This window comes from Thermomonas sp. LB-4, from assembly GCF_036409385.1.
Lineage (GTDB): Bacteria > Pseudomonadota > Gammaproteobacteria > Xanthomonadales > Xanthomonadaceae > Thermomonas.
In genome coordinates this window covers 1-21,056 of the sequence record NZ_JAXOFT010000031.1, presented here as the reverse complement: position 1 = coordinate 21,056, position 21,056 = coordinate 1, and the positions used below count along the sequence as shown (strand labels likewise).

The window sequence follows — 21,056 nt, the reverse complement described above, 5'->3', positions numbered from 1 at the left end:
CGACGGTTCGGAATGGAGAACCCTACCGGCTTGAGGAAAGACAGTTGCTCCTACACGAGGCATCCGGCGGAAGGCGCGGCGAGAGTGCGCACCGCATAACGTGACGGGCTCCTGGGCATCGCCGCGGAATGCGTCTGCTCGGCTACTGCGTCGCGGCGTCGGCCGCGCGGGCGGCGTCCGCGGCCTGCGCCTGCGTGCTCGCGGCGGCGGCGCGCGCCGCGTCCTTGTACGCGTCCGCCGTGGCGACGTTCGAAGCCGCGGCCTTCGGCTCCGGCGGCCGCTCGGGATCCGGCGGCGAAGGCGTGCAGGCCGCCAGCAGGCAGGCGACGGGCAGGGACAACCACGGGATGCGGCGCATGACGGTTTCCGGCGGCGGGCTTGCGCTTATCCTACCCCCGACATCTTTCCGGAGACGCGCATGCATTCGCCCCGCTGGAGCCTGCACGGACAACGCGCGCTGGTGACCGGCGCCAGCGCCGGGATCGGGCTGGCGATCTGCCGGGAACTGCTGGGCTTCGGCGCGCAGGTGCTGATGGTGGCGCGCGACCCCGACCTGCTGGAACAGGCGCGCGCGGAACTGGAGGAAGAATTCCCCGGTCCCGAGGACGCGGTGCTGGCGCTACCGGCCGACGTCACCGACGACGAACAGCGCGCCGAAATCCTCGACTGGGCCAGCGACCAGGGCGGCCTGCACCTGCTGGTCAACAACGCCGGCGGCAACCTCACCCGGCCGGCGCTGGACTACGGCGAGGACCAGTGGCGCGGGATCTTCGAGACCAACCTGTTCTCCGCCTTCGAGCTGTGCCGGCTGGCGCATCCGCTGCTGTCGAAGCATGCGGCATCGAGCATCGTCAACATCGGCAGCGTGTCCGGGCTCACCCACGTGCGCAGCGGCGCGCCCTACGGGATGAGCAAGGCGGCGCTGCACCAGATGACCAAGAACCTCGCGGTCGAGTGGGCCGAGGACGGCATCCGCGTGAACGCGGTGGCGCCGTGGTACATCCGCACCCGCCGCACCAGCGGCAAGCTGGCCGATCCGGACTACCTGGACGAAGTGCTGCTGCGCACGCCGATGGGCCGCGTGGGCGAGCCGGAGGAAGTGGCCGCCGCGGTGGCCTTCCTGTGCCTGCCCGCCTCGAGCTACGTCACCGGCGAGTGCATCGCCGTGGACGGCGGTTTTTTGCGCTACGGTTTCTAGGCAAAGGTGCTGCCGGGCTGGGCGCTGCTGCTGGTCTCCGTGGGCTATGCCGCGCTGCTGTTCGGCGTGGCCTGGCTGGGCGACCGCCACCCGCTGTATCCCCGCAACAACTGGCTGCGGCCGCTGGTGTACAGCCTGGCGCTGGCGGTGTACTGCTCGTCGTGGACGTTCTACGGCGCGGTCGGCACGGCGGCGCGGCAGGGCCTGGGCTACCTGCCGATCTATCTCGGCCCGCTGCTGTTCCTGCTGTTCGGCTGGCGCATCCTGGAGCGGATGGCGCTGATCGCGCAATCGCAGAGCACGGTGTCGATCGCCGACTTCCTCGGCGCCCGCTACGGCCGCTCGCAGCAGGTGGCGGCGCTGGTGGCGTTGATCGCACTGATCGCGGCGGTGCCGTACCTGGCGTTGCAGTTCAAGGCGGTGGCGATCAGCCTGGACGTGCTGGGCGGGCGCAGCGCGAGCGCCTCGGTCTGGGGCGACCCGGCGCTGTACGTGGCGGCGCTGATGGCGCTGTTCGCGATCCTTTTCGGCACGCGGCAGGTGGACGCCACCGAGCATCGCCCCGGCCTGATGCTGGCGGTGGCGCTGGAGTCGCTGGTCAAGCTGGTGGCGCTGGTGGCGATCGGCGTGTTCGCCATGTTCTGGCTGGACGCGCGCGCGATCCCGCTGGCCGACGCCACCCGCGCGCTGGTGGCCAGCGCGCCGCCGGTCGGCTTCGTCGCGCAGACGTTGCTGGCGTTCGCCGCCATCGTCTGCCTGCCGCGCCAGTTCCACGTGGCGGTGGTGGAATGCGCCGACGTGACCGACATCCGCCGTGCGCGCTGGCTGTTCGGTGCCTATCTCATCGTGATCAGCCTGATGGTGCTGCCGATCGCGGTGGCCGGCGTGGCCCGCTTCGGCAGCGACGGCGCGGTGCCGGCGGACAGCTTCGTGCTGGCGCTGCCGCAGGCCGACGGCAACAGTGCGCTGGCGCTGCTGGCCTACGTCGGCGGCTTTTCCGCCGCCACCGGCATGGTGATCGTGGCGAGCGTGGCGCTGGCGACGATGGTCAGCAACGACCTGGCGATGCCGCTGCTGCTGCGCTTCGGCCTGGTTGGCGACAACGTGGCCTCCACCGTGCTGTGGATCCGCCGCGCCGCCATCGTGCTGCTGGCGGTGCTGGCCTGGGGCTATTACCGCGCCAGCGCCAGCGATACCGACCTTGCCACCTACGGGCTGATGGCGTTCGCGGCGATGGCGCAGTTCGCGCCGCCGCTGATCGGCGGGCTGTACTGGCGCGGTGCCAGCCGGCGCGGTGCCGAAACCGCGCTGCTGGCGGGCTTCGTGGTCTGGGCCTACACCCTGCTGCTGCCCACGCTGGCGCGCTCGGGCTGGCTGGATGCCGGCTGGGTCGAGGCCGGCCCGTTCGGCATCGGCTGGCTGCGGCCGCAGCAGCTGTTCGGACTGTCCGGCTGGGATCCCCTCACCCACGGCACGGTCTGCTCGCTGCTGGCCAACGTGGCCGCGCTGCTGCTGGTCTCGATGCGCTGGCGGCCGAGCCTGGACGAACGCCTGCGCGCGGCGCCCTTCCTCGACCCTTATGCCGAGCAGCGCAGCCTGGCCGGCGACGACTGGCGCGGCAGTGTGCGGGTCGGCGAGCTGCGCTCGCTTGCCGAGCGCATCGTCGGCGAGCGCACCGCCCAGCGCGCGTTCGCCGAGCAGGCGAAGACGGTGGGCCGGGAGCTGGCGCCGGCGGCGCAGGCCGACCGCCAGTGGATCCAGTTCACCGAACGCCTGCTGGCTGCGGCGCTGGGCGCGGCCTCGGCGCGGCGGGTGCTGACCAGCGCGCTGCGCGGCTCCGGCATGGAGGTGGCGGAAGTAGTGGCGGTGCTGGACGAAGCCGGGCAGGCGCTGCGCTTCAACCGCGAAATCCTGTCCACCACGCTGGAGAACATCGACCAGGGCGTCAGCGTGGTCGACCGCGAGATGCGGCTGGTGGCGTGGAACCGCAGCTACCAGCGGCTGTTCGACTATCCCGACGGGATGCTCTACGTGGGCCGGCCGATCGCCGACATGATCCGCTACAACATCGAGCGCGGCGAACTGGGCGTGCTCGACGACGGCGACGTGCAGGCGCAGGTGGACAAGCGCCTGGGCTACATGCGCGCCGGCTCGCCGCACGTGACCGTGCGCCTGCGCCCCGACGGCACCGTGGTGGAGCTGCGCGGACAGGCGCTGCCGGGCGGCGGCTACGCCACCAGCTATTCCGATGTCACCGAGCATGTGCACGCGCAGCGCGAGCTGCGCGACATCAACGAAACCCTGGAACAGCGCGTGGCCGAACGCACCCGCGAGGCCGAGGCGGCGCAGGAATCGCGCGCGCGCTTCCTCGCGGCGATCAGCCACGACGTGCTGCAGCCGCTCAACGCCGCGCGGCTGTTCGCCTCGGCGCTGCGCGAGACCGACGACGCGCCCCAGCAGCGCCACCTGGCCGAGCGTGTTGACGCCTCGCTGCGCGCCGCCGAGGAGCTGCTGGACGGCCTGCTGGACGTGTCGCGACTGGATGCCGGGGCGCTGACGCCCGCCATCCGCGACCTGGACGCCGGCCAGCTGCTGCGCGAGCTGGCGGCGCAGGCCGCGCCGATGGCAGCGGCGCGCGGCATCGGGATCCGCGTGCACGCGCCGCCGCTGGCGGTGCGCAGCGACCCGCGCCTGCTGCGCCGGGTGCTGCAGAACTTCCTCGCCAATGCGCTGCGCTACACCCCGCGCGGACGCATCGTGCTGGCCGCGCGCCGACGCGGGACGCAGGCGGTGCTGCAGGTATGGGACACCGGCCCCGGCATCCCCGCGCACCACATGCGCCAGATCTACGACGAGTTCCACCGCTACGAGCAGCCGTTCGACTGGGACGGCCGCGGCATGGGCCTGGGCCTGTCGATCTGCCAGCGCATCGCGCGCCTGCTCGGGCATGCGCTGGATGCGCATTCCACGCCCGGCCGCGGCTCGATGTTCTCGATCACCGTGCCGCGCGGCGAAACCGCCGCGCTGCCGGCACCGGCCACTTCCACCCAAGCGCCAGACCCGGTGCTGGACGGCCTGCGCGTGCTGTGCGTGGACAACGATCCCGACATTCTCGCCGGCATGCGCGCCCTGCTGGAGCGCTGGAACGTGCATGTCCTGTGCGCGGACACGGTGGATGCCGCGCTGGCGCTGGCGACCCGGCAGCCCGAAGTGCTGCTGGTGGACTACCACCTGCACGACCGCCTCGACGGCCTGGACACCCTGGACGCCCTGCGTGCCGCCTGCGGCAACGTGCCCGGCGCCCTGCTCACCGCCGACGGCAGCGCCGCGCTGAAACAGGCCGCGCGCGAACGCGGCTACCGGGTGCTGACCAAGCCGGTGAAGCCGGCCTCGCTGCGGGCGTTCCTGGCGGCGGTGCGGGAGCGCGGCGGCACCGGCGAACTGTAGGCGCAGGTATCGGCCTCGTCGCGACGCACCCTGAACGCAGGGCCTGCCCACGCCCCTGCAGATGCATTCCCGGCTGTTGACTAAAAGAGAATGATCGTTCACTCTACGCGCCAATCCAGGCCCAGAGACGCTTGTCATCTCGCCTTTTCCGTCATCTCCTCGAGTCTTTCCGCATGTCCAGCCTCCGTTCGCGCGCCGCCCTGCCGGCCGCCCTGATCGCTTCCACGCTTGCGCTTGCCGCATGCAGCAGCAAGGACGCGGCGCCCGCCCAAGCCGCGCCCACGCCGGTCACCGTGGTCACCCTGAAATCCGAGCCGGTCACCCTGACCCGCGAACTGGCGGGGCGCGCCGAGGCCTCGCAGCAGGCCGAGGTGCGGCCGCAGGTTGGCGGCATCGTGGAGCGCCTGCTGTTCACCGAAGGCGGCAGCGTGCGCGCCGGCCAGCCGCTGTACCAGCTGGATCAGACCGCCTACCGCGCCGATGCCGGCAGCGCGCAGGCGGCGGTGGCGCGGGCGCAGACCGCGCTGACCAACGCGCGGCAGAAGGCCGAGCGCACCGCCGAGCTGGCCAGGACCCAGATGGTCAGCCGCCAGGACAACGACAACGCGCAGGCCGCGCTGCGGCAGGCGCAGGCCGAGCTGCGCGCGGCCCAGGCCGGGCTGCAGGGCGCCAACGTGCCGCTGGGCTTCACCCGCGTCAGCGCGCCGATCAGCGGCCGCATCGGCCGCTCCAGCGTGACGCGCGGCGCGCTGGTCACCGCCAGCCAGGCCACGCCGCTGGCGGTGATCCAGACCCTCGACCCGATGTACGTCGAGGTCAGCCAGTCCAGCGCCGAGCTGCTGCAGCTGCGCCGCGAGATCGCCGCCGGCAGCCTGCAGGGTACCGACGAAGTGCCGGTAAACATCACCCTGGAGGACGGCAGCGCCTATCCGCAGCAGGGCAAGCTGAGCTTCGCCGAGGCGATGGTCGATCCCGCCACCGGCGCGGTGGCACTGCGGGTGGTGGTGCCGAACCCGGACCAGCTGCTGCTGCCGGGCATGTTCGTGCGCGCCACCATCGCCAACGCGCGGCGCCAGGACGCGATCCTGGCCCCGCAGCAAGGCATCACCCGCAACGCCAAGGGCGACGCCACCGCGATGGTGGTCGGTGCCGACGGCAAGGTGGCGCAACGCGAGGTGGTGGTCAGCCGCGCGATCGGCAACAAGTGGCTGGTCGAATCCGGGCTCAAGGCCGGCGACAAGCTGATCATCGAGGGCCTGCAGAAAATCGCCCCGGGTGTACCGGTGAACGCCACCGAAGCCGGCAGCCAGGCCGCCAAGCCGGCAACTGCCGCGGCACCGGCCAAGCCCGCCGCCGCGCAGTAACCAGGAGTCTTCCCCCCATGGCACGTTTCTTCATTGATCGCCCGATCTTCGCGTGGGTGATCGCCATCATCCTGATGCTCGCCGGCATCCTGGCGCTCCGCGGCTTGCCGGTGGAACGCTACCCCGACATCGCGCCGCCGCAGGTCAGCATCAGCGCCAGCTACCCCGGCGCGTCCGCGCAGGTGGTCGAGAACTCGGTGACCCAGATCATCGAGCAGGCGATGCAGGGCCTGGACGGCATGATGTACATGTCCTCCAGCAGCCAGTCCAACGGCCAGGCCAGCGTCAGCATCAGCTTCGAGAGCGGCACCGATGCCGACACCGCGCAGGTGCAGGTGCAGAACAAGCTGCAGACCGCCACCCCGCTGCTGCCGCAGGTCGTGCAGCAGCAGGGCGTGCGGGTGAACAAGGCGCAGAGCGGCTTCCTGATGGTCGCGGCGTTCGTCTCCAAAGACGGCAGCATGAACGAGCAGGACATCGGCGATTACATCTCCAGCTCGGTCAGCGACCGTATCGCGCGCGTGCCCGGCGTGGGCAGCACCCAGGTGTTCGGCACCAAGTACGCGATGCGGATCTGGCTGGATCCCGGCAAGCTGGAAACCTATGACCTGAGCGTGGCGGAAATCACCGCCGCGCTGAAGGCGCAGAACGCGCAGATCGCGGTCGGCCAGCTGGGCGGCGCGCCCGCGGTCGAAGGCCAGCAGCTCAACGCCACCATCAATGCGCAGGACCGCCTGCAGACCCCGGAACAGTTCCGCGACATCCTGCTGCGCACGCAGGCAGATGGCTCGGCGCTGCGCCTGGGTGACGTGGCCCGCGTCGAGATGGGCGCGGAAAGCTACGGCACCACCGCGCGCTACAACGGCAAGCCCGCCAGCGGCATGGGGATCATGCTGGCCACCGGCGCCAACGCGCTGGATACCGCCGCCGCGGTGCGTGCGGAGATCGAGGAGATCCGGCCGTACTTCCCCGCCGGGCTGGAAGTGAAGTACCCGTTCGATACCACGCCGTTCGTCCAGGTGTCGATCAAGGGCGTGATCCAGACCCTGATCGAAGCGGTGGTGCTGGTGTTCCTGGTGATGTTCCTGTTCCTGGGCAACTTCCGCGCCACCCTGATCCCCACCATCGCGGTGCCGGTGGTGCTGCTGGGCACGTTCGGCGTGCTGTACGTGCTGGGCTTCTCGATCAACATGCTGACGATGTTCGCCAGCGTGCTGGCGATCGGCCTGCTGGTGGACGACGCCATCGTGGTGGTGGAGAACGTCGAGCGCCTGATGAGCGAGGAAGGCCTGTCGCCGAAGGAAGCGGCGAGGAAGTCGATGGACCAGATCACCGGCGCGCTGATCGGCATCGGCGTGGTGCTGGCCGCGGTGTTCGTGCCGATGGGCCTGATGGCCGGCTCGACCGGCGTGATCTACCTGCAGTTCACCGCCACGATCGTGACGGCGATGGCGCTGTCGGTGATCGTCGCGATCGTGCTGACGCCCGCGCTGTGCGCCACCATGCTCAAGCCGATCAAGAAGGGCGGCCACATGGAGCACGGCAGCGGCCCGGTCGGTCGCTTCCTCGACTGGTTCAACGACAAGTTCGACGCCGGCAGCAAGAAGTACCAGCGCGGCGTGCGCGGCATCCTGCATCGCCCCGGGCGCTTCATGCTGATCTACCTGGCGCTGGCCGTGGTGGCCGGGCTGATGTTCCTGCGCACCCCCAGCGGCTTCCTGCCGGAAGAAGACCAGGGCGTGCTGATGACCATCGTGCAGGCCCCGGTAGGCGCCACCTCGGAGCGCACCCAGGCATCGATGGAGCATGTGGGCAAGCACTTCATGGACAAGGAGGCCGGCAACATCGAATCGGTGTTCACCGTGCAGGGCTTCAGCTTCAGCGGCAGCGGCCAGAACACCGGCATGGGCTTCGTCAAGCTCAAGGATTGGAAGGAACGCCCGGATGGGGAGCAGTCCGCAGCCTCGATCGCCGGCCGCGCGATGGGCGCGCTCTCGCAGCTGAAGGACGCGCTGGCGTTCGCGATGTCGCCGCCGGCGATCCAGGGCCTGGGTTCGACCGCCGGCTTCTCGTTCAACCTGATGGACAACGGCAGCCTGGGCCACGAGGCGCTGATGGCCGCGCGCAACCAGTTCATGGGCCTGGCCGGCAAGAGCACGCTGATCACCGGCGTGCGCCCGAACGGCCAGGAAGACCAACCGCAGCTGCGCCTGGACATCGACGCGGCCAAGGCGCAGGCGCTGGGCCTGTCGATCGCCGAGATCAACAACACCCTGAGCACCGCCTGGGGCGGCAGCTACGTCGATGACTTCATCGACCGTGGCCGGGTCAAGCGCGTGTACGTGCAGGCCGACGCGCCGTTCCGCATGCTGCCCGGCGACATGGACCGCTGGTCGGTGCGCAACGCCAGTGGCGAGATGGTGCCGTTCTCCGCGTTCGGCACCTCGCGCTGGGAATACGGCTCGCCGCGCCTGGAACGCTACAACGGCAGCGGCGCGCTGGAAATCACCGGCCAGGCCGCCGCCGGCGTCAGCTCCGGCGAGGCGATGGCGGAAGTCGAGCGCCTGGTCGGCGAACTGCCGGACGGCGTGGGCCTGGAATGGACCGGCCAGTCGTACCAGGAGCGTGCCGCAGGCAACCAGTTGGTGCTGCTGTACGGCCTGTCGCTGCTGATCGTGTTCCTGGCGCTGGCCGCGCTGTACGAAAGCTGGAACGTCCCCACCGCAGTGCTGATGATGGCGCCGCTGGGCATCCTGGGCGCGGTGATGGCCACCCTGTTCCGTGGCCTGGAACGCGACGTCTACTTCCAGGTGGCGATGCTGACCACGGTGGGCCTGACCAGCAAGAACGCGGTGCTGATCATCGAGTTCGCCAAGCAGTACTACGACCAGGGCACCGCGCTGGTCGAAGCGATCATGCACGCGGTCCGCGACCGCCTGCGCCCGATCATCATGACCTCGCTGGCGTTCGGCTTCGGCGTATTGCCGATGGCGATGGCCACCGGCGCGGGCTCCGGCGCGCAGATCGCGATCGGCACCGGCGTGCTGGGCGGGATGATCGTCGGCACCGCGCTCGGCATCTTCTTCATCCCGCTGTTCTACCTGGTGGTGGTGCGCCTGTTCGACCGCAAGCACCACCAGCAGGCGACCGATGGGGACGCCGGCCATGGCTAAGCCGGATGCGCTGTCGCCGCGCGATGCGCGCGCGCAGGCGCAGCGCAACCGCATCCTCGACGCCGCGCAGAAATGCTTCGCCGAGCGCGGCTTCCACGGCGCCGGCATGGCGTTGATCGCGGACACCGCGCAGATGAGCCCGGGGCTGATCTACTGCTATTTCGCCGGCAAGTCGGAGTTGATCCATGGGATCGTTTCGCGGCAGATCGAGCTGATGGCAGAGGACCTGGAAACCTTCCAGTCCGGCGCGCAGGATGCCGCCGCCCTGATCGCCGAACGCTTCCGCGAGGATGCCGATGGCAGCGGCCGCGACACCGGGCGCGCCCGCATGCTGGAGCCTGCGTTGATCCTGGAGATCGTGGCCGAATCCGGGCGCGACCCGGTGATCGCCAGCGCCTTCAAGGCCTTCGACCGCCATATCGACGACGCGCTCGCCACCTGGCTGGCGCGCCCGCGCGAGCAGGGGGGCCAGGGCGTTCCGGCCGACCAGCTGCCGGCCCGCGTGCTGGCCCTGCGCAGCCTGCTGGACGGCCTGAAGATGCGCCAGGCGCACCAGCCGCAGATCGACTCGACGCTGCTGCGGGAAGCGCTGGATCTCGTGCTGCAAGGGCCGCGCGCCAACGCCTGAGGCGCATGCGCAGCGCCTGCGCTATTCGGCATCCTCGGCCGGCACCACCACGCTGTCCGGATCGACCAGCAGCCGCCCCGCCAGCAGGATCGCCTGGGTGCGGTTGGTGGCACCGAGCTTGCGCAGGATGGCGCTCATATGCGCCTTGATGGTGGCTTCCGACACGCCCAGCTCGTAGCCGATCTGCTTGTTGAGCAGGCCCGAGCCGAGCATCTGCAGGACCCGGAACTGCTGCGGGGTGAGCTCGCGGATGCGCGCGGCGATCGCGCGCTCATCCTCCGCCATGGGCTTGGCCGCCAGCGCCGCCGGCGGGATCCAGCGCTCGCCGTCCAGCACCTGCCGCAGCGCGGTCGCCAGGGTGGCGGCATCGGAGGATTTCGGGATGAAGCCCATTGCCCCGTGGTCCAGCGCGCGGCGCATCACTTCCGGCTCCTCGCGCGCGGAGACGATCGCCACCGGCAGCTGCGGATGCGCGGCGCGCAGGTGCACCAGCGCGGAGAAGCCGTGCACGCCGGGCATGTTGAGGTCGAGCAGCAGCAGGTCGGCGTCCGGCTCGGCTTCCACCAGCGCGTACAGCGCGGCGGCGTTGTCGGCCTCGCGGATGTCGGCCTCCGGCAGCAGCCGCAGCGCGACCCCCCGCAGCGCCTCGCGGAACAGCGGGTGGTCGTCGGCGATGAGGAGCGTGGTCATGGAGCCGGAATCACCCCTGGCGCCGGTTCTGCACCAGCGACTCGACCACCGACGGATCGGCCAGCGTGGTGGTGTCGCCCAGCTGGTCGGGCGCGTTCTCGGCGATCTTGCGCAGGATACGGCGCATGATCTTGCCGCTGCGGGTCTTCGGCAGGCCCGGCGCCCACTGCAGGAAGTCGGGCGTGGCGATCGGGCCGATCTCCTTGCGCACCCAGGCCACCAACTCCTTGCGCAGATCCTCGGTTTCCTGCTCGCCGGCCACCAGCGTCACGTAGGCGTAGATGCCCTGGCCCTTGAGGTCGTGCGGGAAGCCGACCACCGCTGCCTCCGCGACCTTCGGGTGCAGCACCAGCGCGCTTTCCACCTCGGCGGTGCCGATGCGGTGGCCGGACACATTGATGACGTCGTCCACTCGGCCGGTGATCCAGTAGTAGCCGTCCTCGTCGCGGCGGCAGCCGTCGCCGGTGAAGTACATGCCCGGGTAGGTCTTGAAATAGGTGTCGATGAAGCGCTGGTGGTCGCCGTACACCGAGCGCATCTGGCCCGGCCACGAATCCAGCAGCACCAGGTTGCCTTCGGCGGCACCCACCAGCAGGTTGCCCTCGGCATCCACCAGCGCCGGCTGCACGCCGGGCAGCGGTTTGCTGGCCGACCCCGGCTTGAGGTCGGTGGCGCCGGGGATCGGGGTGATCAGCATGCCGCCGGTCTCGGTCTGCCACCAGGTGTCCACCACCGGGCAGCGACTGTCACCGATGTTCTCGTAGTACCAGCGCCAGGCTTCCGGGTTGATCGGTTCGCCCACGCTGCCGAGCACGCGCAGCGACTTGCGCGAGGTCTTCTTCACCGGCTCCAGCCCCTCGCGCATCAGCGCGCGGATGGCGGTGGGCGCGGTGTAGAAGATCGTCACCTGGTGCTTGTCGATGACCTGCCAGAAGCGCGAGAAATCCGGGTAGCTGGGCACGCCCTCGAACATCACCTCGGTGCAGCCGTTGGCCAGCGGACCATAGACGATGTAGCTGTGGCCGGTCACCCAGCCGACGTCGGCGGTGCACCAGAACACGTCGTCGGGCTTGAGGTCGAAGGTGATGTCGTGGGTGTAGGCGGCCCACAGCAGGTAGCCGCCGGTGGTGTGCAGCACGCCCTTGGGCTTGCCGGTGCTGCCGGAGGTGTAGAGGATGAACAGCGGGTCTTCCGCGTTCATGCGCTCGGGTTCGCAGGTGGCCGGCTGGTCGTCCACCACCGCGTCATACCAGCGGTCGCGCGGCATCTGCATGTCCACCGCGCCGCCGGTGTGGCGCACCACCAGCACGGTTTCCACCGAATTGGTGCCGGGCAGCTTCAGCGCCGCGTCCACGTTGGCCTTCAGTGGCACCTTCTTGCCGCCGCGCAGGCCTTCGTCGGCGGTGATGATGAGCTTGCTGGTGCAGTCGGCCACGCGGTCGGCGATGGAATTGGGCGCGAAGCCGCCGAACACCACCATGTGGATCGCGCCGATGCGCGCGCAGGCCAGCATGGCGACGGCTGCTTCCGGAATCATCGGCAGGTAGATGGTGACGCGGTCGCCCTTGCCCACGCCAAGGTTGCGCAGCGCGTTGGCCAGCTTGCACACGCGCGCGTGCAGCTCGCGGTAGGTGAGCTTCTGCACCGGCGCGTCCGGGCTGTCCGGCTCGAAGATCAGCGCGACCTTGTCGCCGTCCTTCTCCAGATGGCGGTCCAGGCAATTCACGCTGGCGTTGAGCTCGCCGTCGGCGAACCAGCGGATGCGGAAGTCGCGCAGGTCGTAGCTGACGTCCTTGAAGACGGTGGGCGCCCGGTACCAGTCCAGGCGCTGCGCAAGACCCGCCCAGAACGCATCCGGATCCTTCAGCGCCTGCGCGTACGCGCCTTCGTAGGCGGCGCGGTCCATGTTGGCCTGTGCCGCGAAAGCCGGTTCCACCGGATAGATGTCGCTCATCGTGCTTCTCCCATTCGCCACGCGGGCGTTGCCGCTTTCCGCAAGTGTGCCGCATCGATGCTGCTGCGTCGCAGCACGTGAATTAGACCTTGGTCGAAATCGGCCCCGTCTACGACCAATGGCGAATAGGCGGCCGCCCCGCCCGCACGCACCCTCGACCGCGTGCACTGATTCCGGGAGGGGAACGATGAACGCACGCTCCATCCGCAAGCCGCTGGCGCTTGCCATCGCGACCGCGCTGCTGCTGCCGGGCATGGCGTTCGCGCAGACGGCGAAAGAGAAAGAGCTGGAAGCCCGCATCGCCCAGCTGGAAGCGCAGGTGCAGGCGCTGCTGGGCGCGCAGCAGCAACAGCAGGCGGCGATCACCCAGCAGCAGGGCACGCTGGCACAGGCGCAGGCCAAGCTCGACGCCGTGCAGGTGGCGCAGGCGGACGGCAAGCCGAGGATCCAGACGGCGCCGATCCTGGCCAGCGGCAATCCGGACACGCGCTTCAGTTTCGGCGGTTTCATCAAGCTCGACGCGATGGCGACCAATACCAACGCCGGCGAGATCGCCGACGGCAGCGCCGGCCGCATGTTCTACCTGCCCAGCGCGATCCCGGTGGGGGGTGCGGACGAATCCCGCACCGACCTGGACACGCACGCGCAGTTCTCGCGCTTCTGGTTCGCCAGCGACGGCGAAGTGCAGGGCCACAAGGCGCGCGCCTACCTGGAGTTCGACCTGTTCGGCGGCGGCATGGCCAACCTCGGCAACCAGGCTTCCACCAATACCCACGGCGTGACCCTGCGCCAGGCCTACGTGAGCTGGGACAAGTGGCTGGCCGGCCAGACCTGGTCCAACTTCCAGGACGTGGCGGCGCTGCCCGACGCGGTGGACTTCGTCGGCCCCACCGAAGGCACGGTGTTCGTGCGCCAGGCCCAGCTGCGCTACACCAGCGGGGCGTGGTCGGTGTCGCTTGAGAACCCGCAGACGGTGGTCGCCGGTTATCGCAGCACCACCCGCACCACCAGCGACGACGGCAACCTGCCCGACATCACCGTGCGCTGGACCGGCAAGGGCGACTACGGCCACGTCAGCGTGGCCGGCATCGCGCGCCAGCTGCGCCACGACACCGCCACCACCCATGCCAGCGGCAACGGTTACGGCGCGAGCCTGTCCGGCAAGGTCAACCTCGGCAAGCAGGATGACCTGCGCTACATGCTGATCGGCGGCAACGGCATCGGCCGCTACGTCGGCTTCGCGCTGGGCCCCGACGGCACGCTTGACGCCGCCGGCGGCGACATCGAACCCACCGGCGTACTGGCCGGCTTCGTAGCGTGGCGGCATGTGTTCAATCCGCAGTTGCGCGGCAACCTGATGTTCTCGCGCGCGCAGCTCGACAACGATCCAGCCTGGACGGGGCTAGCGGTCACCAGGGCCGCCCAGTCCATCCATGCCAACCTGATCTATTCGCCATTCCCGAAGCTCGACGTCGGTGCCGAGCTGATCTGGGGCAACCGCGAACTGGAAAGCGGCGCCGACGGCGACCTGCGCCGCGTCCACGCCACCGTCAAGTACAGCTTCTGAGGAGCACGCCATGTCCGACATGCAAGATCCGATGGTGGCCCGCATCGAGGCCAACCCCGCCTACCAGGCGCTCAAGCGCAAGCGCAACGGCTTCGGCTGGACGCTCACCCTCCTGATGCTGGTCGTCTACTACGGCTTCATCGGCCTGATCGCCTTCGACAAGGAATTCCTGGCCCAGCCGATCGGCAGCGGCGTCACCACCCTCGGTATCCCGATCGCGTTCGGCGTGATCGTGTTCACCATCGCCATCACCGGGCTCTACGTGCGCCGCGCCAACAGCGAGTACGACCGCCTGACCGCCCAGATCCTGGAGGACGCCACCCGATGAACGCATCGAAGATGAAGGCATCGCTGGCGCTTGCCGCGATGACCGCAAGCAACCTGGCGCTGGCCGCCGGCGGCGACCTCGGCCAGGTGGACAAGCAGCCCACCAACTGGGTGGCGATCAGCATGTTCGCCGTGTTCGTCGTCGCCACCCTGTGGATCACCAAGTGGGCGGCGGCGCGCACGCGCTCGGCGGCTGACTTCTACACCGCAGGCGGCGGCATCACCGGCTTCCAGAACGGGCTGGCGATCGCCGGCGACTACATGAGCGCGGCCTCGTTCCTGGGCATCTCCGCGATGGTGATGAGCAGCGGCTTCGACGGCATCATCTACTCGGTGGGCTTCCTGGTCGGCTGGCCGATCATCACCTTCCTGATGGCCGAACGCCTGCGCAACCTCGGCAAGTTCACCTTCGCCGACGTGGCCGGCTACCGCTTCAACCAGACCCCCATCCGCGCGTTCGCCGCGTCCGGCACGCTGGTGGTGGTGGCGTTCTACCTGATCGCGCAGATGGTGGGCGCGGGCGCGCTGATCAAGCTGCTGTTCGGACTGGAGTACTGGATCGCGGTGGTCATCGTCGGCGTGCTGATGATGGTCTACGTGCTGTTCGGCGGCATGACCGCCACCACCTGGGTGCAGATCATCAAGGCGGTGCTGCTGCTGTCCGGCGTCACCTTCATGGCCTTCATGGTGCTGTCCAACTACGGCTTCAGCCCGGAGGCGCTGTTCGCCAAGGGCGTGGAGGTGAAGACCCAACTGGCGGCCGCGGCGGCAACCACGCCGGAGGAAAGCGCAGGCGCTGCGGCCAAGGGGCTGTCGATCATGGGCCCGGGCGGTTTCATCAAGGATCCGATCAGCGCGATCAGCTTCGGCATGGCGTTGATGTTCGGCACCGCCGGCCTGCCGCACATCCTGATGCGCTTCTTCACCGTGCCCAATGCCAAGGAAGCCCGCAAGTCGGTGTTCTGGGCCACCACCTGGATCGGCTACTTCTACATCCTGATCTTCATCATCGGCTTCGGCGCCATCACCATGGTGCTGACCAACCCCGAGATGGCCGATGCCGGCAACATCAAGGGCGGCGCCGGCGCGGCCAACATGGCGGCGGTGCTGGTGGCGAAGATGGTGGGCGGCAACGTGTTCTTCGGCTTCATCTCGGCGGTGGCCTTCGCCACCATCCTGGCGGTGGTGGCCGGGCTGACCCTGTCCGGCGCGTCGGCGGTTTCGCACGACCTCTACGCCACCGTGCTGAAGAAGGGCCAGGCCGACAGCGCTGCGGAACTGAAGGTCTCGCGCATCACCACGCTGGCGCTGGGCGTGATCGCGGTGCTGCTGGGCATCGCCTTCGAGAAGCAGAACGTGGCCTTCATGGTGTCGCTGGCCTTCGCCATCGCCGCCTCGGCCAACTTCCCGGTGCTGATCCTGTCGCTGCTGTGGAAGGACTGCACCACCCGCGGCGCGGTGATCGGCGGCTTCCTCGGCCTGGTGTCCTCGGTGGCGCTGACGGTGGTCTCGCCCTCGGTGTGGGAGGCCACGCTGGGCAACCCCGCCGGCTCGGCCTGGTTCCCCTACACCTCGCCGGCGCTGTTCTCGATGGCCATTGCCTTCGCCGGCATCTGGTTCTTCTCCATCACCGACCGCAGCGCGCAGGCCGCCAAGGAACGCGGCGCCTTCAAGGCCCAGCAGGTGCGGGCGGAAACCGGGCTGGGCGCTTCCAGGTCCTCCGGCCACTGACGCGCCTCCCCCCACGTCGTGTACGCAGAACGCCGGCCGCAAGGCCGGCGTTTTTTTGCTTCTCGAATATCAACTACGGCCGATTTCGGTCTCGGTCACAAGCAGTCACTGCGACTGCCCGTTATTCCGACGGCCACCCCCTCACCCTCAACGCCACCCAGCACAGCCCCACCGTCGTCGCGTCTCCCAGCGCGCTGTGGCGCTCCACCATCGGCACGCCCAGGGTGTTGGCGATATGGGCAAAGTCCAGGTTGACCGGCGCATTGGGGCGCTGGCGGCGCTGCCGCCTGGCCACTTCATCGCCCAGGTCCACCACCGGGTTCGGCAGGTCGAAGCCGGTCAGCGCGCGCACGTGCGGGCGCAGCATGTCTAGGTCGAAGGCCAGGTAGTAGCCCAGCAGCCGGCGGCCGCCCAGCCAGTGCAGGAACTCGCGCACCACGTCCGTCACCTGTTCGCCTGCGCTGGCTTCGTCGGGGGTGATGCGGTGGTGGCGGATGGAGTCGATGCCGAACGCGCGCGCGGTGTGCACGCGGCGCTCGAAGCGCTCCGACAGCCGCACGCGGCCGTCGCGCACGGGCACGGCGGCCAGGCTGAGGATGTGGTCGCGCGCGGGGTCCAGGCCAGTGGTTTCCAGATCCAGGCTGACCCATTCGCCGGCGGGCGGCGGCTGCCACAGCGCGGCCCATTCGCCGCTGCCGTGGCGCCTGCGCAACCACCAGCGTGGCAGCGGCACCACTTCAGTCGCCCAGGTGGAAGGCGAGGCGCAGGTGCTGCTGGAACGCCTTGACCACGCGCAGGGCATCGCGCAGCAGGTCGCGGTCCAGCCGGCGCAGGGCCTCGGGGTGCAGGTGGTTGCCCGGCGTTTCGCCGGCATCCAGCGCGGCCAGCTGCGCGTCCAGCCGCATCCGCTGCAACACCGACAGGGTCTGGGCGAGGTCGCGGCCCAGCGCCGCGTCCAGTGCGCCCGCCTGCACCAGCGCCTCGCAGCGGGCGAAGCTGTTGCGCTGGCCGATGCCCTGCCGCAGCGCCAGGCAGCGCAGCCCGTGCACGATCGGGAAGATGCCGCCGCGCTTGATGTCCAGCCCGCGCTCGTCCTGCCGCAGCTGGCCGAAGAACGACAGCGGGTTGTCGAACTGCAGCGCCGCGCGCGCCATCGCGTGCAGCAGGCGTTCGTCGCCGCCCAGTGCCTGCAGCTGCGCGTCCAGCGGCGCGAACAGCGCGGCATCGCCGGCCACCGGGCGTGCGTCCAGGGTGATGGAGAGCGCCATCGCCGCCTGCGCGTCGTAGTGGGAGCGCCAGCCCTGCAGGCGCGCGCGCCACTGCGCCGCGCGCATCCGCCAGTGCGGGTTGGACACCATCACCCCGCCGGGGCACGGGGGGTAGCCGATCTCGCCCAGCGCGCGGCTGAACGCGGCCATCGGCACTTCCAGCGCCGCGGCGTCGCAGCCGTCGGCCACCACCAGCGCGTTGTCCTGGTCGGTGCGCAGCAGCTGCTCGCGGCGGCCCTCGCTGCCCAGCACCAGCAGGCAGGCCTGGCCCTGCAGCTCCGGCGGCAGCAGCAGTTCGTACAGCCGCGCCATGATCCGGCTGTTGAGCGCGCTGACCAGCTCCATCAGCGCCGGCATGCGCACGCCCTGCGCATGCAGGGTGCGCACCAGCCGGTGGATGCCGCGCGCGGCGTCCGCCACTTCCGCCACGCTGCGCGCGCGCGCCAGCCGCAGGGTGATGAGGTGGGAATGGCTGGCGTAGTGGGCCAGCACTTCGGCCATGCCGAGGGTACCGACGATGGCCCCGCCGTCGCGCACGGCGACGCGCTCGATGCGGCCCTCGGCCATCGTCGTCAGCGCCTGGAACAGCACGTCGGTGGTCTGCTGCGCCACCAGCGGCCGGCTGGCCAGCGGGCCCACCGGCGCGTCCAGCGGCGCGCGCGCGCGAGTCAGCGCGTCCAGCAGGTCGGTGCGGGTGACCACGCCGGGCTCGGGATGCGCGGGGTCGTCCACCAGCAGGCAGTCCACCCGCGCCTCGCGCAGCCGCGCGCTGGCATCCGCGATCGTCGTCGTGGCCGACACCCGCACCGCCGGGGCCAGTTCCGCCGCGCCTACGGGGGTGACCATCAGTTCGGCCAGTTCGGAGTCGCGGCCGCGCCGCGCCAGCTGGCCCTTCACCGCCAGTCCCTCCTGGAACCACGCGGCAAACGGGGGATAGTCGCCCAGCAGCTGGCGGAACACCGGCGCCGGTATCAGGTAGCTGACCACGTCGGTGTCGGCACGGTAGCCGTGGCGCGCGCGCCCGGCCATCACCGCCCAGGCGCCGAACAGATCGCCGCTGCCGTAACCGGCGAAGCGCTGCTCGTGGCCGGCGGCGTCCACGTCGAAGGCCTGCACCCGCCCCTTGAGGATCACCACCACCCGCTCGGACGGCGCGCCGGCGGCGATGATGGTCTCGCCGCGCGGATGGAAGCCCATGTCCACGCAGGCGGCCAGGCGCTTCCGGCCTGCCTCGTCCAGCAGGTCGAACGGCGGCTGGCCCAGGTCCAGTCCAGGCAGGCTCTCCATGTTTGCGCCTCCTCGCACGGCGGCATCATCCGGATCATGGCAGCGCCGCGCAGGGGCCACAACGCGACCTTCGGCGCAGACCGGCTGACTTCCTGCACATGCCCGCACCGCCGATCGGCGCAGGATAGGCGGGCATTTCCACCGAGATCCGCCCATGCACACCCGCTCCTTCCGTCGCGCGCCGCTGGCGCTGGCCCTGCTGTGCGCCCTCACCGGCGCCACCCTTTCCGCCTGCAAGCCGGCCGCCGACGGCGCCCCGAAGGCCGCGGCCGCCCCCGCCGCCGCGCCCGCCGCCACCGGCGTGGGCATCGACCTGGCCGGCATCGACAAGTCGGTGGCGCCGGGCGACGACTTCTACGCCTACGCCAACGGCAACTGGCAGAAGACCACCGAGATCCCCGCCGACCGCGCCAGCACCGGCGTGTTCTACACGGTGTTCGAGAAGGCCGAGAAGCGCCTGGCCGACCTGGTGCAGTCGCTGCGCAAGCAGAACCCCGCCGCCGGCACCGACGCGCGCCGCATCGCCGACTACTACGCCGCCTGGATGGACGAGGCCGGCATCGAGGCGCGCGGCCTGGCGCCGCTGCAGCCCACGCTGGACAAGGTGGAGGCGATCGCCGACGGCAAGGCGCTCTCCGCCTATCTGGGCGCCGGCCTGCGCGCCGACGTGGACCCGATCAACGCCACCAATTACTACACCGAACACCTGCTGGGCCTGTTCGTGGCCGCCGGCCTGGATACGCCGGAAAAGAACGTGGGCTACCTGCTGCAGGGCGGCCTGGGCATGCCCGACCGCGAGTACTACCTCTCCGCCGACAAGGACATGGCGAAGAACCGCCAGGCCTACAAGGCCTACATCGCCGCGCTGCTGCAGCAGGCCGGCGATGCGGACGCGGAGAAGAAGGCGCAGTCGATCTTCGACCTGGAGATGAAGATCGCGCAGGCGCAGGCCAGCGTGGTCGACACCCAGGACATCCACAAGGCCAACAACCCGTGGCCGACCGCGGAGTTCGGCAAGCGCGCGCCCGGCATCGACTGGCCGGCGTTCTTCGAGGCCGCGCAGCTGGCCGACCAGCCGATGCTGGTGGCGTGGCAACCCGATGCGATCAAGAAGCTGTCGGCGCTGGTCGCCAGCCAGCCGCTGCAGACCTGGAAGGACTACCTGCGCTTCCACGCCATCAACCGCAGCGCTTCGCTGCTGCCCAAGGCCTACGCCGACCTGCGCTTCGGCTTCTACGGCACCCAGCTGTCCGGCACCACCCAGCAGCGCGACCGCTGGAAGCGCGCGCTGGCCGCCACCGACGGCGCGCTGGGCGACGCCATCGGCCAGCTGTACGTGAAGCAGTACTTCCCGGCCAGCTCCAAGGCGCGGGTGGAGGCGATGGTCTCCAACATCCTGGCCGCATTCCGCGACGGCGTGGACCAACTGGCGTGGATGTCGCCGCAGACCAAGACGCTGGCCAAGCAGAAGGCCGGGACGATGAAGGTGGGCGTGGGCTACCCCGACACTTGGCGCGACTATTCCGCGCTGGAGGTCAAGGCCGACGATCCGCTGGGCAACGCGCTGCGCGCGGCGCAGGCCGAGTACGCGCACCAGCGGGCCAAGCTGGGCAAGACCCCGGACCGCGGCGAGTGGTGGATGACCCCGCAGACCGTGAACGCGGTGAACCTGCCGCTGCAGAACGCGATGAACTTCCCGGCCGCGATCCTGGAAGCGCCGTTCTTCGACCCGGCCGCGGACGACGCCGCCAACTACGGCGCCATCGGCGCGGTGATCGGCCACGAGGTCAGCCACGGCTTCGACAACCTGGGCGCCGAGTTCGACGCGCAGGGCCGCCTGCACAACTGGTGGACGCCGGAGGACGCCGCCCACTTCAAGGCCGCGGCCGAACGGCTGGTCAAGCAGTACGACGCCTACGAGGCGCTGCCGGGCCTGCACATCAACGGCCGGCAGACGCTGGGCGAGAACATCGCCGACGTGGCCGGCCTGCAGGCCGCATACGTGGCATACCACAAGTCGCTGGACGGCAAGCCGGCGCCGGTGATCGACGGCCTCACCGGCGATCAGCGCTTCTTCCTCGCCTTCGCCCAGGCCTGGCGCAGCAAGATGCGCGACGCCGCGCTGCGCTCGCAGGTGGTGGGCAACGAGCACACCCCGGGCCCGTGGCGGGCGCTGACGGTGCGCAACATCGACGCCTGGTACGACACCTTCAAGGTGGCCCAGGGCCAGAAGCTGTATCTGAAGCCCGACGAGCGGGTGAAGATCTGGTAAGCGCGGGAACGGCCGCGGCCTCAGGACGCCACAAAACAGGAACGCCGGCAATGCCGGCGTTCTTTTCGGATCACCCGCGAGCTCACGCGCATAAAAAAGGTTCATCTCCCAACTCCGGGGAATGCGGCGCGGATCTTGAGGAAGAAGTAG

Annotated in this window: 14 protein-coding genes; 9 read left to right on the top strand and 5 right to left on the bottom strand. The window is 70.0% G+C overall.

Annotated features, from left to right (window positions below; translation table 11 throughout):
* Window positions 1–142 precede the first annotated feature (142 nt).
* A complete protein-coding gene (locus tag SPK54_RS12670; RefSeq protein ID WP_330948252.1) occupies window positions 143–358 on the bottom strand; it encodes a hypothetical protein in 216 nt (71 codons plus the stop codon).
* A 60-nt stretch (window positions 359–418) separates the two neighbouring features.
* Between SPK54_RS12670 and SPK54_RS12665 the strand changes: the two genes are divergently transcribed.
* From SPK54_RS12665 to SPK54_RS12645, 5 genes are all read left to right on the top strand, one after another.
* The gene (locus SPK54_RS12665) at window positions 419–1,198 is read left to right on the top strand and encodes an SDR family oxidoreductase (protein WP_330948251.1); all 780 of its coding nucleotides are present in this window, start codon (window positions 419–421) and stop codon (window positions 1,196–1,198) included.
* A 6-nt stretch (window positions 1,199–1,204) separates the two neighbouring features.
* Complete coding sequence (locus tag SPK54_RS12660; RefSeq protein ID WP_330948250.1) at window positions 1,205–4,645, top strand: PAS domain-containing hybrid sensor histidine kinase/response regulator; 3,441 nt, start codon at window positions 1,205–1,207, stop codon at window positions 4,643–4,645.
* Between the two features lie 173 nt (window positions 4,646–4,818).
* A complete protein-coding gene (locus tag SPK54_RS12655) occupies window positions 4,819–6,009 on the top strand; it encodes an efflux RND transporter periplasmic adaptor subunit (RefSeq protein WP_330948249.1) in 1,191 nt (396 codons plus the stop codon).
* 17 nt (window positions 6,010–6,026) lie between these two features.
* Window positions 6,027–9,182 (top strand): efflux RND transporter permease subunit, encoded by a 3,156-nt coding sequence (locus tag SPK54_RS12650; RefSeq protein ID WP_330948248.1) that lies wholly within the window; start codon window positions 6,027–6,029, stop codon window positions 9,180–9,182.
* Window positions 9,175–9,810, top strand: a complete 636-nt coding sequence (locus SPK54_RS12645; RefSeq protein WP_330948247.1) for a TetR/AcrR family transcriptional regulator — start codon at window positions 9,175–9,177, stop codon at window positions 9,808–9,810. Before SPK54_RS12650 ends, SPK54_RS12645 begins: the two co-directional genes overlap by 8 nt.
* Window positions 9,811–9,831: 21 nt before the next feature.
* On the opposite strand, the gene SPK54_RS12640 is transcribed toward SPK54_RS12645, so the two are convergent.
* Together SPK54_RS12640 and acs are read right to left on the bottom strand one after the other, a co-directional pair.
* The gene (locus SPK54_RS12640; RefSeq protein WP_330948246.1) at window positions 9,832–10,500 is read right to left on the bottom strand and encodes a response regulator transcription factor; all 669 of its coding nucleotides are present in this window, start codon (window positions 10,498–10,500) and stop codon (window positions 9,832–9,834) included.
* 10 nt (window positions 10,501–10,510) lie between these two features.
* Window positions 10,511–12,454: an acetate--CoA ligase gene (gene acs / locus SPK54_RS12635; RefSeq protein ID WP_330948245.1), complete on the bottom strand. Its 1,944-nt coding sequence runs from the start codon at window positions 12,452–12,454 to the stop codon at window positions 10,511–10,513.
* 187 nt (window positions 12,455–12,641) lie between these two features.
* Here acs and SPK54_RS12630 point away from each other — a divergent pair, with 187 nt between their 5' ends.
* From SPK54_RS12630 to SPK54_RS12620, 3 genes are read left to right on the top strand one after another with little or no spacing between them, the layout of a single operon-like run.
* A complete protein-coding gene (locus tag SPK54_RS12630) occupies window positions 12,642–14,021 on the top strand; it encodes a DcaP family trimeric outer membrane transporter (protein ID WP_330948244.1) in 1,380 nt (459 codons plus the stop codon).
* A 10-nt stretch (window positions 14,022–14,031) separates the two neighbouring features.
* Window positions 14,032–14,349 (top strand): DUF485 domain-containing protein, encoded by a 318-nt coding sequence (locus SPK54_RS12625; protein ID WP_330948243.1) that lies wholly within the window; start codon window positions 14,032–14,034, stop codon window positions 14,347–14,349.
* Window positions 14,350–14,360: 11 nt separating this feature from the next.
* Window positions 14,361–16,079, top strand: coding sequence for a cation acetate symporter (locus tag SPK54_RS12620; protein WP_330948253.1), 1,719 nt, complete (start codon window positions 14,361–14,363; stop codon window positions 16,077–16,079).
* A 121-nt stretch (window positions 16,080–16,200) separates the two neighbouring features.
* On the opposite strand, the gene SPK54_RS12615 is transcribed toward SPK54_RS12620, so the two are convergent.
* Complete coding sequence (locus SPK54_RS12615; protein WP_330948242.1) at window positions 16,201–16,812, bottom strand: exonuclease domain-containing protein; 612 nt, start codon at window positions 16,810–16,812, stop codon at window positions 16,201–16,203.
* Window positions 16,813–16,816: 4 nt separating this feature from the next.
* Window positions 16,817–18,634 carry a putative nucleotidyltransferase substrate binding domain-containing protein gene (locus SPK54_RS12610; RefSeq protein ID WP_330948241.1) on the bottom strand — a complete coding sequence of 606 codons (1,818 nt, stop codon included), beginning with the start codon at window positions 18,632–18,634 and terminating at the stop codon, window positions 16,817–16,819.
* 154 nt (window positions 18,635–18,788) lie between these two features.
* Here SPK54_RS12610 and SPK54_RS12605 point away from each other — a divergent pair, with 154 nt between their 5' ends.
* Window positions 18,789–20,906, top strand: coding sequence for a M13 family metallopeptidase (locus tag SPK54_RS12605; protein WP_330948240.1), 2,118 nt, complete (start codon window positions 18,789–18,791; stop codon window positions 20,904–20,906).
* Window positions 20,907–21,056: the final 150 nt, after the last annotated feature.